The organism is Staphylococcus massiliensis, from assembly GCF_043186315.1.
GTDB lineage: Bacteria > Bacillota > Bacilli > Staphylococcales > Staphylococcaceae > Staphylococcus > Staphylococcus massiliensis.
In genome coordinates this window covers 1,892,340-1,908,717 of sequence record NZ_CP171119.1, presented here as the reverse complement: position 1 = coordinate 1,908,717, position 16,378 = coordinate 1,892,340, and the positions used below count along the sequence as shown (strand labels likewise).

14 protein-coding genes are annotated in these 16,378 nt (G+C 37.0%); 13 read left to right on the top strand and 1 reads right to left on the bottom strand.

All coding sequences use genetic code 11. The annotated features are described in order from the left end of the window. Positions 1–55 precede the first annotated feature (55 nt). Positions 56–271, bottom strand: a complete 216-nt coding sequence (locus tag ACF3N8_RS09245) for a hypothetical protein (RefSeq protein ID WP_009381783.1) — start codon at positions 269–271, stop codon at positions 56–58. Between the two features lie 243 nt (positions 272–514). Here ACF3N8_RS09245 and ACF3N8_RS09240 point away from each other — a divergent pair, with 243 nt between their 5' ends. The 13 genes from ACF3N8_RS09240 (at position 515) to glpK (ending at position 16,265) form a co-directional block, all read left to right on the top strand. Next, positions 515–1,306, top strand: coding sequence for a TIGR00282 family metallophosphoesterase (locus tag ACF3N8_RS09240; RefSeq protein WP_009381784.1), 792 nt, complete (start codon positions 515–517; stop codon positions 1,304–1,306). Between the two features lie 109 nt (positions 1,307–1,415). Further along, complete coding sequence (locus ACF3N8_RS09235; protein WP_238093554.1) at positions 1,416–3,176, top strand: 2-oxoacid:acceptor oxidoreductase subunit alpha; 1,761 nt, start codon at positions 1,416–1,418, stop codon at positions 3,174–3,176. Continuing rightward, positions 3,177–4,043 (top strand): 2-oxoacid:ferredoxin oxidoreductase subunit beta, encoded by an 867-nt coding sequence (locus ACF3N8_RS09230; protein WP_238093553.1) that lies wholly within the window; start codon positions 3,177–3,179, stop codon positions 4,041–4,043. Positions 4,044–4,179: 136 nt separating this feature from the next. Beyond that, on the top strand, positions 4,180–4,473 hold the full coding sequence (locus ACF3N8_RS09225; protein ID WP_009381787.1) for an MTH1187 family thiamine-binding protein: 294 nt from the start codon (positions 4,180–4,182) through the stop codon (positions 4,471–4,473). A gap of 122 nt (positions 4,474–4,595) precedes the next feature. Further along, positions 4,596–6,134: a tRNA (N6-isopentenyl adenosine(37)-C2)-methylthiotransferase MiaB gene (gene miaB, locus ACF3N8_RS09220; RefSeq protein WP_009381788.1), complete on the top strand. Its 1,539-nt coding sequence runs from the start codon at positions 4,596–4,598 to the stop codon at positions 6,132–6,134. Next, positions 6,135–6,476: a YlbF family regulator gene (locus ACF3N8_RS09215; RefSeq protein ID WP_009381789.1), complete on the top strand. Its 342-nt coding sequence runs from the start codon at positions 6,135–6,137 to the stop codon at positions 6,474–6,476. It begins immediately after the preceding gene. A gap of 15 nt (positions 6,477–6,491) precedes the next feature. Continuing rightward, positions 6,492–6,995: an energy coupling factor transporter S component ThiW gene (gene thiW / locus ACF3N8_RS09210; RefSeq protein WP_009381790.1), complete on the top strand. Its 504-nt coding sequence runs from the start codon at positions 6,492–6,494 to the stop codon at positions 6,993–6,995. 359 nt (positions 6,996–7,354) lie between these two features. Further along, the gene (gene mutS / locus ACF3N8_RS09205; RefSeq protein WP_238100701.1) at positions 7,355–9,964 is read left to right on the top strand and encodes a DNA mismatch repair protein MutS; all 2,610 of its coding nucleotides are present in this window, start codon (positions 7,355–7,357) and stop codon (positions 9,962–9,964) included. Positions 9,965–9,976: 12 nt separating this feature from the next. After that, the gene (gene mutL, locus ACF3N8_RS09200; protein ID WP_238100700.1) at positions 9,977–11,950 is read left to right on the top strand and encodes a DNA mismatch repair endonuclease MutL; all 1,974 of its coding nucleotides are present in this window, start codon (positions 9,977–9,979) and stop codon (positions 11,948–11,950) included. Positions 11,951–11,965: 15 nt separating this feature from the next. Then, positions 11,966–12,499 carry a glycerol-3-phosphate responsive antiterminator gene (locus ACF3N8_RS09195; RefSeq protein ID WP_009381793.1) on the top strand — a complete coding sequence of 178 codons (534 nt, stop codon included), beginning with the start codon at positions 11,966–11,968 and terminating at the stop codon, positions 12,497–12,499. Between the two features lie 345 nt (positions 12,500–12,844). Next, positions 12,845–13,696 (top strand): aminoglycoside 6-adenylyltransferase, encoded by an 852-nt coding sequence (locus ACF3N8_RS09190; RefSeq protein ID WP_009381794.1) that lies wholly within the window; start codon positions 12,845–12,847, stop codon positions 13,694–13,696. A 172-nt stretch (positions 13,697–13,868) separates the two neighbouring features. Next, entirely contained in the window at positions 13,869–14,687 is an 819-nt protein-coding gene (locus tag ACF3N8_RS09185; protein ID WP_392449849.1) for an MIP/aquaporin family protein, read from the top strand. Between the two features lie 75 nt (positions 14,688–14,762). Further along, positions 14,763–16,265, top strand: coding sequence for a glycerol kinase GlpK (gene glpK, locus ACF3N8_RS09180; RefSeq protein WP_238100698.1), 1,503 nt, complete (start codon positions 14,763–14,765; stop codon positions 16,263–16,265). Positions 16,266–16,378 lie beyond the last annotated feature (113 nt).

Here is a 16,378-nt window from a genome sequence, read left to right as displayed (position 1 = left end):
TAGGTGTCTCTTCTATAACTAATTCTATATATGTGAAATGATTAATAGTCTTTAATTAGCTAAGTTGTAGTTTTGATTCTTTTACTTTTTTAATCGTGCTCTTAGTATCTAGGCAACCAGTTGAAAGATTTGCGTATCTTTCAGCCATGCGATAAGCAGTGATGTAAAGCTCAAGTGCTTCCTTCGAAATTTCCTCAGGATTTTCACTATTTGATGGATTAGCTTTAACTACTAAATCAGCAAATTTTTCTGGTTCGATATTAATAGACATACTACTTTTTACATCTCCTAATTAATTAAAATTCCCAATTTTTAGATAAAAATTGTAAAAGATAAAGACATCGTCATGTATAGCCTAGGCAATCAAGCGACAATCTTTATTTGTAATTCTAATATACCCGCTCACAATTTAACTAATACATTATTTTACATTCAGATTTGAACAAATTTTGACACTCACTTTTCATTTTCATCAAATTATTTTACACTTAGGGTAATGAAAGGATGAACAAGCATGCGAATTTTATTTATTGGGGATATCGTTGGGAAATTAGGTCGTGAAGCTATTTCGACTTATCTTCAAAAGCTTAAAAATAAATATAAACCTACAGTGACGATTGTAAATGCTGAGAATGCTGCACACGGCAAAGGTTTGACAGAAAAGATTTATAAGCAACTTTTACGTGAAGGCGTAGACTTTATGACGATGGGTAACCATACATATGGTCAACGTCAAATATATGAATTTATAGATGATGCGAAACGCATGGTACGCCCAGCCAATTTCCCTGAGGAAGCACCAGGTGTTGGTATGCGTTACATTCAAATCAACGATATTAAACTTGCTATAATCAATTTACAAGGTCGTTCATTTATGCAAGATATCGATGATCCTTTTAAAAAAGCGAACGCTTTAATTGAAGAAGCGAAACAAGTTACCGACTATATATTTGTAGACTTTCACGCTGAGACGACTTCTGAGAAGAACGCGATGGGATGGTTCTTAGATGGTCGTGTGAGTGCGATGGTAGGTACACATACACACATCCAAACGGCCGATGAACGTATTTTACCTCAAGGTACGGGCTATATTACCGACGTAGGTATGACTGGCTATTACGACGGTATTCTAGGAATTAATCGAGATGAAATTATTGAACGCTTTATCACAAGTTTACCGCAACGTCATGTCGTACCAGATGAAGGTCGTATGGTACTCTCAGGATGTATCATTGACCTTGATAAAGAAGGTCGTACAAAACGTATTGAACGCGTTCTTGTGAACGATGATCACCCATTAGAATAAGTATCGTCCATTAGTATGAATTTAGGCTAAAACCCACTAATACCATGGTATCTAGTGGGTTCTTTTGATATGATTAGAAATGAATTAAAATCCCTAGGAGGCATGTGACATGAAATCACAAGTATCATGGAAAGTCGGCGGACAACAAGGTGAAGGGATTGAATCTACGGGTGAAATCTTTGCTACAGCTATGAACCGTAAAGGTTATTATTTATATGGTTATCGACACTTTTCAAGTCGAATTAAAGGCGGTCATACAAATAATAAAATAAGAGTCTCAACATCACCAGTACATGCGATTAGTGATGATTTAGATATCTTAGTGGCTTTTGACCAAGAAACGATTGAAGTGAACCATCACGAAATGCGTTCAGATAGTATTATTATCGCTGATACAAAAGCGAAACCTGAAAAACCAGACGATTGCAAAGCACAACTCATTGATTTACCTTTCACACAAATTGCTAAAGAATTAGGCACGACGCTAATGAAAAACATGGTTGCAGTTGGTGCGACATGTGCAGTCATGAATTTACGTTTAGACGTATTCGAAAATCTTATTGAAAATATGTTCCAGAAAAAAGGCGAAAAGGTCGTTGAATTAAACATTGATGCACTTAAACAAGGTTACGATCTTATGAAGGAACAGTTAGAAACAATTGAAGGCGACTTTGAACTTGAAGAATCACATTCTAATCCGCATCTTTATATGATTGGTAACGATGCGATTGGTTTAGGTGCGATATCAGCAGGCTCAAGATTTATGGCGGCATATCCAATCACGCCAGCTTCAGAAATTATGGAATATATGATTGATAACTTACCTAAAGTTGGCGGTACGGTTATTCAAACTGAAGATGAAATTGCAGCAGCGACGATGGCTATTGGTTCAAACTACGCTGGTGTCCGTGCATTTACAGCTTCAGCTGGACCTGGTTTATCACTAATGATGGAATCAATCGGTCTATCTGGTATGACTGAAACACCATTTGTTGTTATTAATACGCAACGTGGTGGCCCATCAACAGGACTACCAACTAAACAGGAACAATCTGACTTAATGCAAATGATTTATGGTACACACGGTGATATTCCTAAAATTGTGGTAGCACCTACTGATGCTGAAGATGCCTTTTATTTAACAATTGAAGCGTTCAACCTTGCTGAAGAATATCAATGTCCTGTGATTATCTTAAGTGATTTACAATTATCACTTGGTAAGCAAACAGTTGAAAACTTAGACTATAGTAAAATTGAAATTCGTCGTGGCGAGACAATTCAAAGTGATATTGAACGCGATGAAGATGATAAAGGGTACTTCAAGCGTTATGCGTTAACTGGCAGTGGCGTATCACCTCGTCCTCTACCAGGCGTTAAAGGCGGTATTCACCACATTACTGGTGTTGAACACAACGAAGAAGGTAAACCAAGTGAAGTTAGCGAAAACCGTCAAGCTCAAATGGAAAAGAGAATGCGTAAAACTGAAAACTTAGTTATGAAAGATCCTGTTACGTATTCAAATAACTATGATGAAGCGGACATTTTATATATTGGCTTTATTTCAACGAAGGGTGCCATTGACGAAGGTATCGAAAGATTAGATGCTAAAGGCATTAAAGTAAATCATATGCATATTCGTCAGCTACACCCATTCCCATCTAAGACGGTTCAAGATGCAATTGATCAAGCTTCAAAAGTTATTGTTGCTGAGCACAATTATCAAGGTCAACTTGCAAGCATCTTAAAAATGAACGTGAATGTTAACGATAAATTAGTTAAACAAACGAAGTATGATGGTACACCTTTCTTACCACACGAAATTGAAGAAAAAGGTTTAGAAGTTGCCAATGAATTAAAGGAGTTGGTATAGTTGGCTACGTTTAAAGATTTTAGAAATAATGTTAAGCCGAACTGGTGCCCAGGTTGTGGTGATTTCTCAGTACAAGCGGCCATTCAAAAAGCAGCGGCTAATGTAGGCTTAGAACCTGACGAAGTTGCTTTAATTACGGGTATTGGTTGTTCAGGTCGTTTATCAGGATATATTAATGCTTATGGCGTACATGCCATCCACGGTCGTGCATTACCTTTAGCTCAAGGTGTTAAAATGGCTAACCGTGAGCTAACAGTTATTGCTTCTGGTGGTGACGGAGATGGTTATGCGATTGGTATGGGTCATACGATTCATGCATTACGTCGTAACATGAACATGACGTATATTGTTATGGATAACCAAATTTATGGTTTAACTAAAGGTCAAACATCACCGTCATCTGCACCTGGTTTTGTAACGAAGACAACACCTAAAGGTAATATTGAAAAGAATATTGCACCGCTTGAATTAGCGTTATCTTCAGGTGCCACATTTGTCGCACAGGGCTTTTCAAGTGATATTAAAGGATTAACGAAGATGATTGAAGATGCGATTAATCACGATGGTTTCTCATTTGTGAACGTGTTCTCACCATGTGTTACGTATAATAAAGTCAATACGTATGATTGGTTTAAAGAAAATCTTACAAGTATTGATGACATCGAGAACTATGATCCGTCAGATAAACAAAAAGCTGTGCAAACTGTGCTTGATTATGATTCGCTCATTAAAGGTATCGTGTATCAAGATACAGAAACACCATCTTATGAGTCTCAAATCGATACGTTCAGCGAAGAACCACTTGCTAAGCAAGATATTAAGCTTGATGAAAATCAATTCAATGACTTAATGAAACAATTCGTTTAATATATAAGCGACTTTGACGGACACGAGTTGTCTTGTTTAGGTCGATTCTCAATAATTCATGGTAAAACTACTTACATCAACGTTATAATGTAAGTAGTTTTTCTATTTAAAAATACATTTAAGGTGGTTGTTTGTGATGAATGATACATTAATGAGTATTCAAATGATACCAAGACCGAAGAATGGTGAAGACGTGATTCCGTACGTAGATGAAGCAATTCGTGTAATTGATGAGTCCGGATTAAAGTATAGAGTAGGTCCATTAGAAACAACGATTGAAGGCGAAATGAGCGAGTTATTAATTTTAATTCAAAAGATGAACGAACGTATGGTTGAACTTGAAGTGGAAAGTTTAATGAATCAAATTAAGTTTTATCATGTACCAGAAGGGATTTCGATTGAAACACTTACTGGCAAGTATGATGATTAAGGCTTAACGCGAGATGTATTCACTTCATTCCTTATCATCTTTAAACAAAATTTTCATTTTGCACTTTTTACTTAAATTTAATATAATGAAAAGATGATATATGGCGAGAAAGGGTTTTTAATGTGAATGAAGAACAAAGAAAAGCGGGTAGTTTAGACGTCCTAAACCACCGTGATAAAGAAGAAAAAGATTATAGCAAATACTTTGAGCATGTTTATCAACCACCGAGCCTTAAAGAGGCGCGTAAGCGTGGTAAAGAAGAAGTTCAATATAATCGTGATTTCCAAATCGATGAGAAATATCGTGGTATGGGTAATGGTCGTACGTTCTTTATTAAAACGTATGGTTGTCAAATGAACGCACACGATACTGAAGTTATGGCAGGTATCTTTGGTGCGCTTGGTTATACACCATCAACTGATATTAACTCAGCTGACGTTATTTTACTCAATACTTGTGCCATCCGTGAAAATGCGGAAAATAAAGTGTTTAGTGAAATAGGTAACTTAAAACATCTTAAAAAAGAACGTCCTGATTGCTTAATTGGCGTATGTGGTTGTATGTCTCAAGAAGAATCTGTTGTCAATAAAATTTTAAAATCATATCAAAACGTAGATATGATATTCGGTACGCACAACATTCATAAGTTACCTGAGATTTTAGAAGAAGCATATATGTCTAAAGCGATGGTTGTTGATGTATGGTCTAAAGAGGGCGATGTTATCGAGAACCTTCCTAAAGTTCGTGAAGGCAACATTAAAGCTTGGGTTAACATTATGTATGGTTGTGACAAATTCTGTACGTATTGCATCGTGCCTTTTACAAGAGGGAAAGAACGTAGTCGTCGACCACAAGATATTATTGATGAAGTTCGTGATTTAGCACGTCAAGGCTATCAAGAGATTACGTTACTAGGCCAGAACGTTAACTCTTACGGTAAAGACCTTAAGGATATTGAATATGGTTTAGGCGATCTCTTTGAAGATATTTCTAAGATTGATATTCCGCGTGTTCGTTTTACAACGAGTCACCCGTGGGACTTTACAGACCATATGATTGATGTCATTGCGAAAGGTGGCAATATCGTGCCTCATATTCATTTACCAGTTCAATCAGGTAATGACGCGGTACTTAAAATTATGGGACGTAAATACACACGTGAAAGTTATTTAGATTTAGTTGAACGTATTAAAGCTAAGATTCCAGATGTAGCACTAACTACTGATATCATTGTAGGCTACCCAAATGAAACAGAAGAACAATTCCAAGATACCTTAACGCTTTACGATGAAGTTGGTTTCGAGCATGCTTATACGTACATCTACTCTCAACGTGACGGTACACCTGCAGCTAAAATGAAAGACAATGTACCAACTCGTGTTAAAAAAGAACGTTTACAAACATTAAACAAAAAAGTCGGCGAATATTGTCAAGAAGCACTCAAGCGATATGATAATGAAGTTGTTACAGTGCTTTGTGAAGGTACAAGTAAGAAAGACGATGAAGTGTTAGCTGGTTATACAGATAAGAATAAACTCGTTAACTTCAGAGGGCCTAAAGACGTTATTGGTAAATTAGTGGATGTTAAAATCACTGATCCAAGACAATATTCCCTAAATGGTGAATTCGTAGGCATTCATGACGCTATGGTGGCGCAATAAATGTACAGCAAAGACGATATCATTCAAGAGGCCAATCGTATTAGTCTTAAAATTCAAGACTTAGACATGATCCAAGATTACAAGCGTGTAGAAGATCAAATTCATCATAATCAACGACTTGATGCCTACATGAAACGTCTTAAAATGAATCAAAAGCAATCTGTAAATTTACAGAATTACGGTAAAGAGACCGCGTTCAATCAATCTGAATCTCATATTTCTGATATACAAAAGAAAATTGACGCGTTACCCATTGTTGGAGAATTTAAAGTCGCGCAACAAGATGCGAATACGTTCTTACATTCAATGGTGGATATCTTAAATGACGAAATGAATCATTAAAGGAGGATAAAAGCGTTGCGTACGAATAAACTCGTACTTACAGCATTGTTTGTAGCTTTAAATGTTGTGTTAAGTACACTCATTACAATTCCGCTCGGTCCAATTAAAGCAGCACCTATGCAGCACTTTATTAATGTATTAAGCGCCGTATTCTTAGGACCATGGTTTGGTTTAGCACAAGCGTTTTTATCATCCGTTATTCGCATGATATTTGGTATCGGAAGCCCATTTGCCTTTCCTGGTAGTATGATCGGGGTATTCTTAGCGAGTATCTTATATATGTACCGTAAACACATTTTTGTGGCAGCAATTGGCGAAGTTATTGGTACGGGCATCATTGGTAGTTTAGTTTGTATTCCATTAGCGATGGTACTCAACATTCAAAACTTTATGATTCGTCCGCTTATGATGACGTTTATGGTTTCAAGTTTTGTAGGCGCTATTATTAGTTACGTGCTTTTAATGGTTCTTAAAAAACGCGGTTTAATCGATAAGTTTTCTCATAAATACAAGCGATAAATCTAGAATATTGATCAAACTAGGTTGGTAATGTGATATTAATTTCCTAATTAGCTGACTCCTAGGGAAGAAGCGTGTGTCTGGAGACTACAGGCTCCAGCCACGCCCCAGGAAAGCATGCTGATTAGGAAATTAAAAATAAAGTTTAAATATACTTTTTTTTAGTACTTAAATTTAAAGTGAGTCTGCGCAGTGGCGTATGACTCATTTTTTTCTTTTTGAAAAGCCCTATGTGGAATTAATATCATTTTATAAATTTCTGCATATTTTGAATGAGTAGTTAATTAAGTGATATTTTGATAAAATATATGCGTTAAGACAAAGAAAAAGTGTGATAATAAAGAAGGACTGTGAATACTATGGCGAAAGTAACACCTATGATGAAACAGTATTTAAATATTAAAGACCAATACGAAGATTGTTTACTATTTTTTAGATTAGGTGACTTCTATGAGATGTTCTTTGAAGATGCGATTGAAGCCTCAAGGGTCTTAGAAATTACGTTAACGAAGCGTGATGCGAAGAAGGAAAATCCTATCCCGATGTGTGGTGTGCCGTATCATTCAGCTGATAACTACATTGATACGCTCGTTCAAAATGGTTATAAAGTTGCGATTTGTGAACAGATGGAAGATCCAACTCAAACTAAAGGTATGGTTAAACGCGAAGTCGTACGTATCGTAACACCTGGTACCGTGATGCAAGAGAATGGTATCAATGAGAAAGAAAATAATTTTATCTTAAGTCTTATTCAAGCCGATGATTTCGCATTAGCTTACTGTGATGTATCAACGGGTGAATTGAAGGCAACGCATTTTACCGATGAAGCTACTTTAATCAATGAAATCACAACAATTAACCCGAATGAAATTATTATTCAACAACCTTTATCCGATGATTTGAAACGTCAAGTGAGTGTCATAACTGAAACAATAACGCTTAAAGAATCGTTATCAGATGTTCAATATGAGATGAATAATGCCACGCATGAATCGAGTTATCAAGCAACGCAAGTTTTATTAGACTACATTCATGAAACGCAAAAGCGAGATTTATCTCATATTGAAAACGTCAAGATGTATGAAGCGGTTCACTATATGAAAATGGATTACTATGCGAAACGTAATCTGGAACTAACTGAAAGCATGCGTCTTAAATCTAAAAAAGGTACGCTTCTTTGGCTCATGGATGAAACGAAGACGCCTATGGGTGCACGACGTTTAAAACAATGGATTGACCGACCGCTTATCGTTCAAGCGGATATTGAAGCGCGTCAAAAAGCCGTTGAAAGCTTTTTAAATTACTTTATCGAGCGTGATACGTTACGCGACTATTTAAAACAAGTCTATGATATCGAGCGTTTAGTTGGTCGCGTGAATTACGGTAATGTGAACGCGAAAGACTTGATTCAACTCAAGCATTCAATCGCAGAAATTCCGAATATTTTAGCGTTACTAGACTCTCTTGAAGGCTATGAATCGCCTCAGTTTAATCAATTAGAACCATTAGATGACTTACTTGAGCTACTCGAACAAAGTATTGTTGAACAACCACCTATTTCTGTTAAGGAAGGTGGGCTTTTCAAAGCGGGTTATCATGCACAACTTGATGAGTACTTAGAAGCATCTCGTAATGGTAAGTCATGGTTAGCTGAACTGCAGCAAAAGGAACAAGCGCGTACGGGTATTCGCTCGTTAAAGATTCGTTTTAATAAAGTATTTGGTTACTTTATTGAAATTACGCGCGCGAATTTAAAGGGCTTTTCACCGGGGGACTATGGCTATGAGCGTAAGCAAACATTGTCTAATGCGGAACGTTTCATAACGGATGAGTTAAAAGAGAAGGAAGCATTGATCTTGGGGGCTGAGGAGAAGGCTATCGACCTTGAGTATCAATTGTTCCTAGAATTACGTGAGAAGGTTAAGAGTTATACTTCTAAATTGCAACAGCAAGCGAAATTAATTTCTGAACTCGATTGCTTACAGAGCTTTGCGGAAATTGCGCAAAAGTATAACTATGTGAAACCTGAATTTAGCGCTGAGCGAACGCTAGATTTACAAGATTCAAGACATCCTGTTGTAGAGCGTGTGATGGATCACAATGACTATGTGCCTAACGATTGTAAGCTTGATGATGAAACGTTTATTTACTTAATTACGGGGCCTAATATGTCTGGTAAGTCGACGTATATGCGACAAGTAGCAATTATTAGTATAATGGCGCAGATGGGTGCGTATGTACCTGCTGATAAAGCGACGCTACCGATCTTTGACCAGATATTTACGCGTATCGGAGCAGCAGATGATTTAGTATCAGGTAAGAGTACGTTTATGGTGGAAATGCTTGAAGCTCAAAAAGCATTAAAGCATGCGACTCAGGAAAGTTTAATTATCTTTGATGAAATTGGTCGCGGTACTTCAACATATGATGGACTTGCACTTGCTCAAGCGATGATTGAATATGTCGCGAATACGTCCCATGCTAAAACGTTATTCTCAACACACTATCATGAATTGACAACGCTAGATGAAACGTTACCTGCGCTTAAGAATGTACATGTTGCTGCTAATGAGCATCACGGTGAGTTAATCTTCTTGCATAAAGTTAAAGACGGTGCCGTTGATGATAGCTATGGTATTCAAGTTGCTAAGCTTGCGCATTTACCTGAAGCTGTCATCGACCGTGCGAAAGTGATTCTTGATTCACTTGAACATAAAGACGTTGAACAAGCTAAAGTGACGAGTGAAGATGCTACCGAAGTCCGCCAGGAAGCTGCGTCTATTAACGATGAAAGTAACCGTAAAACACCTGAACAACCGAAAGATGCCTTTGAACAACCAAGCTTTGACTTGTTTGATTCGAAAGCGGAATCTGAAGTTGAACTCGAACTTAAATCTTTAAATCTTTCTCAAATGACACCAATCGAGGCACTTGTGAAACTGAGCGAATTACAAAATGCGTTAAAGTAGGAGATGAATGATATGGGTAAAATTAAAGAACTTCAAACTTCTCTCGCTAATAAGATTGCTGCAGGTGAAGTTGTTGAGCGACCCGGTTCAGTCGTCAAAGAACTCGTTGAGAACGCGATTGATGCTCAAGCTACGGAAATTAATATTGAAGTTAAAGAGTCCGGGGTTCAGTCGATTCGTGTGGTCGATAACGGTAGTGGAATTGAAGAGGACGATTTACCCTTATTGTTCCATCGACATGCGACGAGTAAACTTGATAAAGACGAAGACTTGTTTCACGTGCGAACGCTTGGTTTTAGAGGTGAGGCGTTAGCAAGTATCGCTTCCGTGTCAAAAGTCACATTGAAAACGTGTACCAATGGTGAAGACGGCTTTGAAATTTATGCGTTAAACGGTGAACTCATAGAGAAAAAGCCAGCTAAAGCGAAACAAGGCACCGATATCTTTGTAGAAAATCTCTTCTATAATACACCTGCACGACTTAAATATATTAAAAGCTTGTATACGGAACTTGGTAAAGTTACAGATATCGTAAACCGCATGGCTATGAGTCATCCGCATATTCGCTTTTCACTAAAAAGTGACGATAAATTAGTGATGAAAACGAATGGTTCAGGGCGTACGAATGAAGTTATGGCTGAAATATATGGTATGAAAGTGGCGAAAGACCTTGTGCATATCAGTGGTGATACGAGTGATTATCACATTGAAGGATTTGTCGCGAAACCTGAACATTCAAGAAGTAATAAGCACTACATTTCAATCTTTATTAATGGTCGTTATATTAAGAACTTCTTACTTAATAAGGCCATTTTAGAAGGCTATCATACATTGTTAACGATAGGGCGTAATCCAATATGCTATATTAATATTGAAATGGATCCTATCTTAGTTGACGTAAATGTGCATCCAACTAAACTTGAGGTTCGCTTGTCAAAAGAAGATCAGCTGTATGATTTGATTGTTCAGAAAATCCGTGAAGCTTTTAAGGACAAGGTGCTTATCCCTCATAACGATATCAGTTCGCAACCTAAAAAGTCGAAAGTGTTATCGACTTTTGAACAGCAAAAAATGGCGTTTGACCAAAAACAAGCTGAGAAAAATGACACTAACGGTGACAATCAGGAAGTTGAACATACACAGGATGGTTTAGATAAGCCCAAGAATACTACGACCCTATCGGATAATGATTTAAATTTTGAAACGACCGAAGATGATGAATTTACGTTGTTATCATGTAATGAGGAAGATGAAGATACTGGTTTTGAGTTACCGCCATCAAAACAACATTCTGAATCACTGTCACATTTAGAAGGTTTAGAAGTCGAAGATGAATCCGCTTTTAATTATGAGACTAAAACGTATGATGAAATTAAGGATGTAGTGAAGGAAGATACTTCTAAACGCGTACCTTATATGGAAGTTGTTGGACAGGTACATGGTACGTATATCATTGCGCAAAATGATGAAGGTATGTTTATGATCGACCAACATGCCGCGCAAGAACGTATTAAATATGAGTACTTTAGAGATAAAATCGGGGAAGTTAAAAATGAGAATCAAAATTTACTGATACCCCTTACGTTTAACTTTTCAAAGGATGAAATGATGATTATTGAACAATATCGTCAATCTCTAGAAGAGGTCGGCGTCTTTCTCGAACACTTCGGGTCTAATTCTTATATTGTGAGTAGTTACCCGGTCTGGTTCCCTAAAGATGAGGTTGAGGATATTATCAAAGATATGATTGATTACGTTATTGCACATAAGAAAGTAGATATTAAAAAGATTCGCGAAGAAGCAGCGATTATGATGAGTTGTAAGAAATCGATTAAGGCGAATCATTATCTTAAAAATAGCGAGATGCATGGTTTAATCAATCAATTACGTGAAATGGAGGATCCATTTACGTGTCCGCATGGGCGCCCGATTATTATTAACTTTACGAACTACGAACTTGAACGTTTATTTAAACGAATAATGTAATAAAGAAGGTAAATTGTGAACGAAAAATTACTACCAGCGATTCGTACGATGAAAGATTTAGAAAAACTTATCGCAACGGATCATAAAACATGTGTTTTGTTAGATACGCATATTGGACATTTGAAAAGTATCTTAGAATTATTGAAAAAGCATCAAATTGAGTATTATATTCATATTGATTTAATCAAAGGGTTAAGTGTTGATGAGTTCTCATGTGAATACATTATTCAACAATATAAGCCTAAAGGTATAATTTCGACGAAATCAAAAGTAATTAAAAAAGCTAAAGCGTTGAAAACCACAACGATTTTACGCGTGTTTATTATCGATAGCCACGCACTTGATCGTAGTATTGCTTTAATCAAGCATGTTGAACCAGACTTCGTGGAAGTATTACCAGGCGTTGCGAATAAGGTGATTAGACGTATAAATGAAGAAACGAATACGCACGTGATAGCGGGCGGTTTAATTGATACGGAAGAAGAAGTTGAAGCGGCTGTAAAAGCTGGCGCAACGTATATCACATCAAGCAATAGAACAATTTGGTAAAAGCGATAGGTAGAACAGGCTGGGACTTAATACTCCAATTCTCTTAAACAGCATGCTTTCCTGGGGCGTGGCTGGAGCCTGTAGTCTCCAGACTCACGCTACTCCCCTAGGAGTCAGCTGTTTTGAGAATTGAGTGAAATAAAGCTCAAATGCTCTATTTCACGACTTATATTTCAGCTTTTTAATGTAGTAACTAATGGGCTTTTCTCAAGGGGACCTCCATAAAGGCTTACACTTCATTCATTATAAATTTTGTTAAGTAGATGTTAGTTATGTTTGAAGTTTTTAGATTTTAATTGAACGTGTCGGGGTAAAGATGAGTAGAAGATTTTTGGAGGGACAAACATGTCTAGATCTGAAGATGAAATTTATGAAACCGTCATAGATATCGCACAACGTGATGACAATATTCGTGCAGTTATCTTAAATGGTTCAAGAGTAAAGCCAAACTCATTTGATGAAAATAAATTACACGACTTTGATTTTATTTATGTTGTTGAAGATGTGTATGCCTATATCGATGCAGATAGTTGGTATGCGAACTTCGGCGAAATTTTACTCATGCGCTATTCAGAACCGTTTTACCAAAAAAATGACTTTAATACGTTTACATATCATATGCAGTTTAAGGACTTTAATCGTATCGACTTAACACTTACGACGGCTGACCATTTAGATGATTGTATTGATTTAGCTTATAGTAAGGTGCTATTAGATAAAGATGATGCGTTTGAGAATTATTCATACGTAGATACATCATATTATGAGACAAGTTCCTTTTCAGAAGCGGAACTTAAAGTCGCGATAAATGATTTCTATTGGTATTCAACTGTTGTAGTCAAAGGAATTGCGCGAACAGAATTTCCATATGCTGTTCATATTAAAGAACATGAAATGCGTGATGCCTACAAAGTTATCTTAAAAGAGCGTATTTTACTTAATAGTGAAAAGGACGCCATCGATTTCGGTGTTTCTGATAAATATTTATATCACTATCTTGATCGCTTTAACTATGATTCTTACTTGCGTACGTTTGATAACGAAGGTTTACACAACTTAAAGGAAAGTTTACTTTCTATGCTCAATCACTTTAAATTCATGTTGTCTGAAATTGAGCGTCAACGTGAACTAGACCTTGATTATGAGGATTATGAAGACCGTGCCATGAAATTTTTACATTACAACTTATCATATTAAGGTTAACAATTTTAATTATAATTTTATTTCTTAAAGTCTTTGAAAAAATGATTGACAACGCTTACATTACAAGGTACGATTATATCAAGTTAATATCAGTGAAGAGATGGGAGACTTTTGCTTGTATCAATGCGAGTAGGGGTCTCCCTGTCTTTTTTTAGGAGGAAAAGAGATGAGTGTATATTTAGCAGAATTAATCGGAACCGCCATTTTAATTTTATTTGGGGGCGGCGTTGTCGCAAACGTTGTTTTAAAGGCATCTAAAGGTAACGGAGCAGATTGGATTGTTATCTCAGTCGGTTGGGGACTTGCCGTTACGATGGGTGTTTATGCAGTAGGACATATTTCAGGTGCACATTTAAACCCAGCTGTATCAATCGGTCTTGCTATGGACGGTGCATTACCATGGGCTCAAGTTCCTGGTTACATCTTAGCCCAAATTGCCGGTGGTACAATCGGTGGTATTTTAGTTTGGTTAATGTATTTACCACATTGGAAAGCAACTGAAGACAAAGGTGCAAAGTTAGCAGTATTCTCAACTGACCCAGCTTTAACGAACTATTTTGCGAACATGATAAGTGAAATCATTGGTACTGCAGCATTAGTTTCAGGTTTAATGTATATAGGGGTTAATAAATTCTCAGACGGTTTAAACCCACTTGTAGTTGGTGCTTTAATTATAGCTATTGGTTTAAGTTTAGGTGGACCAACAGGTTATGCCATTAACCCAGCACGTGACTTAGGACCAAGAATTGCACATGCTATCTTACCGATTGCAGGAAAGGGCGATTCAAATTGGAAATATGCGATTGTGCCAATCTTAGGGCCAATTGCAGGTGGTATGTTAGGTTCAGCCATTTACCGTATGCTTTTTAAAGGTACGTTTGATGTATTCTCAATTTTAGCGATTGTAGTTGTTATCATTGCTTTAGTAGTTGGTATTTTAATGAATAAGAAATCAGATTCTAGCGAAATCGCTAAGATCAACTAATATTGTATAAAGTACTTTTATAGGGGTATTTTTATATAAAGGCCAGATTAATTTTGGGGTAAAGGAGTTTTTAATATGGAAAAGTTTATTCTTTCAATAGACCAAGGTACAACTAGTTCACGCGCGATCATCTTTAATGAACAAGGTGATATTAAAGGTGTTGCTCAAAGAGAATTTAAACAACATTTTCCTAAATCAGGTTGGGTAGAACATGATGCAAATGAAATTTGGACATCTGTGTTATCGGTTATCGCTTCAGTACTGAATGAAAACCAAATCGATCCTGAACAAATCGCAGGTATTGGTATTACGAACCAACGTGAGACAACAGTCGTTTGGGATAAGCACACAGGTCGCCCAGTTTATCACGCGATTGTATGGCAATCTCGTCAAACGCAAAGTATTTGTAACGAATTAAAAGAACAAGATTTAGAACAAACATTTAGAGATAAAACTGGTTTATTACTTGATCCATACTTCTCAGGAACTAAAGTGAAATGGATTCTTGATAATGTTGACGGTGCACGTGAGAAAGCTGAAAACGGTGATTTATTATTTGGTACAATTGATACTTGGTTAGTTTATCGTTTATCTGGTGGAAAAGCCCATGTCACAGACTACTCAAATGCGAGTCGTACGTTAATGTACAATATCCATGAACTTAAGTGGGATGATGAATTACTTGAACACTTAACTGTACCAAAAAGCATGCTTCCAGAAGTCAAACCTTCTAGTGAAGTGTACGCACATACAGTGGATTACCATTTCTTCGGTCATGAAGTACCAATCGCAGGTATCGCTGGTGACCAACAAGCTGCCTTATTTGGTCAAGCATGTTTCGAACGTGGTGACGTTAAGAATACGTACGGTACTGGTGGCTTCATGTTAATGAATACAGGCGAAGAAGCGGTTAAATCTGAAAGTGGCCTATTAACTACGATCGCCTATGGTATCGATGGAAAGGTTAATTACGCTTTAGAAGGTTCGATCTTCGTATCAGGTTCAGCGATTCAATGGTTACGCGACGGTTTAAGAATGATTAACTCAGCGCCTCAAACTGAAAACTATGCTGAGCGCGTAGATTCTACTGAAGGTGTTTACGTCGTACCTGCATTTGTAGGTCTAGGTACACCGTACTGGGATTCAGATGCACGTGGTGCCATCTTTGGTTTAACACGCGGTACTGAAAAAGAGCATTTTATCCGTGCTACGCTTGAATCATTATGTTACCAAACACGTGACGTTCTTGAAGCTATGGAAAAAGACTCTGGTATTCAAGTTAACAACTTACGCGTTGACGGTGGAGCCGTGAAAAATAACTTTATCATGCAATTCCAATCAGACATCGTAAACATTGATGTTGAACGTCCTGAAATTAATGAAACGACTGCGCTAGGTGCTGCTTACTTAGCGGGTATCGCAGTTGGTTTCTGGAATGGTAAAGATGAAATCAGCGAAAGATGGAAACTTGAACAAAAATTCGAACCTCAAATGGATGAAGAACGTCGTGAAAAGAATTACATAGGTTGGAAAAAAGCTGTTGAAGCGACACAAGTCTTTAAATTAGACGAAGCATAAATCGCTATGCTATAATGAAGCCAAGTTAATAAGTCAGTCGAGATATGAGAGACGCATTTCGTACAACTTCAAAAAGTGTAGGGGATGGTCTCTCTTTTTTTAATATTTAGGAG

Excerpts from the sequence above, each read along its gene's own strand:
- mutS (WP_238100701.1), top strand. The coding sequence starts at position 7,355 with ATGGCGAAAGTAACACCTATGATGAAACAGTATTTAAATATTAAAGAC.
- ACF3N8_RS09240 (WP_009381784.1), top strand. The coding sequence starts at position 515 with ATGCGAATTTTATTTATTGGGGATATCGTTGGGAAATTAGGTCGTGAA.
- ACF3N8_RS09185 (WP_392449849.1), top strand. The coding sequence starts at position 13,869 with ATGAGTGTATATTTAGCAGAATTAATCGGAACCGCCATTTTAATTTTA.
- mutL (WP_238100700.1), top strand. The coding sequence starts at position 9,977 with ATGGGTAAAATTAAAGAACTTCAAACTTCTCTCGCTAATAAGATTGCT.
- ACF3N8_RS09235 (WP_238093554.1), top strand. The coding sequence starts at position 1,416 with ATGAAATCACAAGTATCATGGAAAGTCGGCGGACAACAAGGTGAAGGG.
- glpK (WP_238100698.1), top strand. The coding sequence starts at position 14,763 with ATGGAAAAGTTTATTCTTTCAATAGACCAAGGTACAACTAGTTCACGC.
- ACF3N8_RS09245 (WP_009381783.1), bottom strand. The coding sequence starts at position 271 with ATGTCTATTAATATCGAACCAGAAAAATTTGCTGATTTAGTAGTTAAA.
- ACF3N8_RS09215 (WP_009381789.1), top strand. The coding sequence starts at position 6,135 with ATGTACAGCAAAGACGATATCATTCAAGAGGCCAATCGTATTAGTCTT.
- ACF3N8_RS09190 (WP_009381794.1), top strand. The coding sequence starts at position 12,845 with ATGTCTAGATCTGAAGATGAAATTTATGAAACCGTCATAGATATCGCA.
- ACF3N8_RS09225 (WP_009381787.1), top strand. The coding sequence starts at position 4,180 with ATGAATGATACATTAATGAGTATTCAAATGATACCAAGACCGAAGAAT.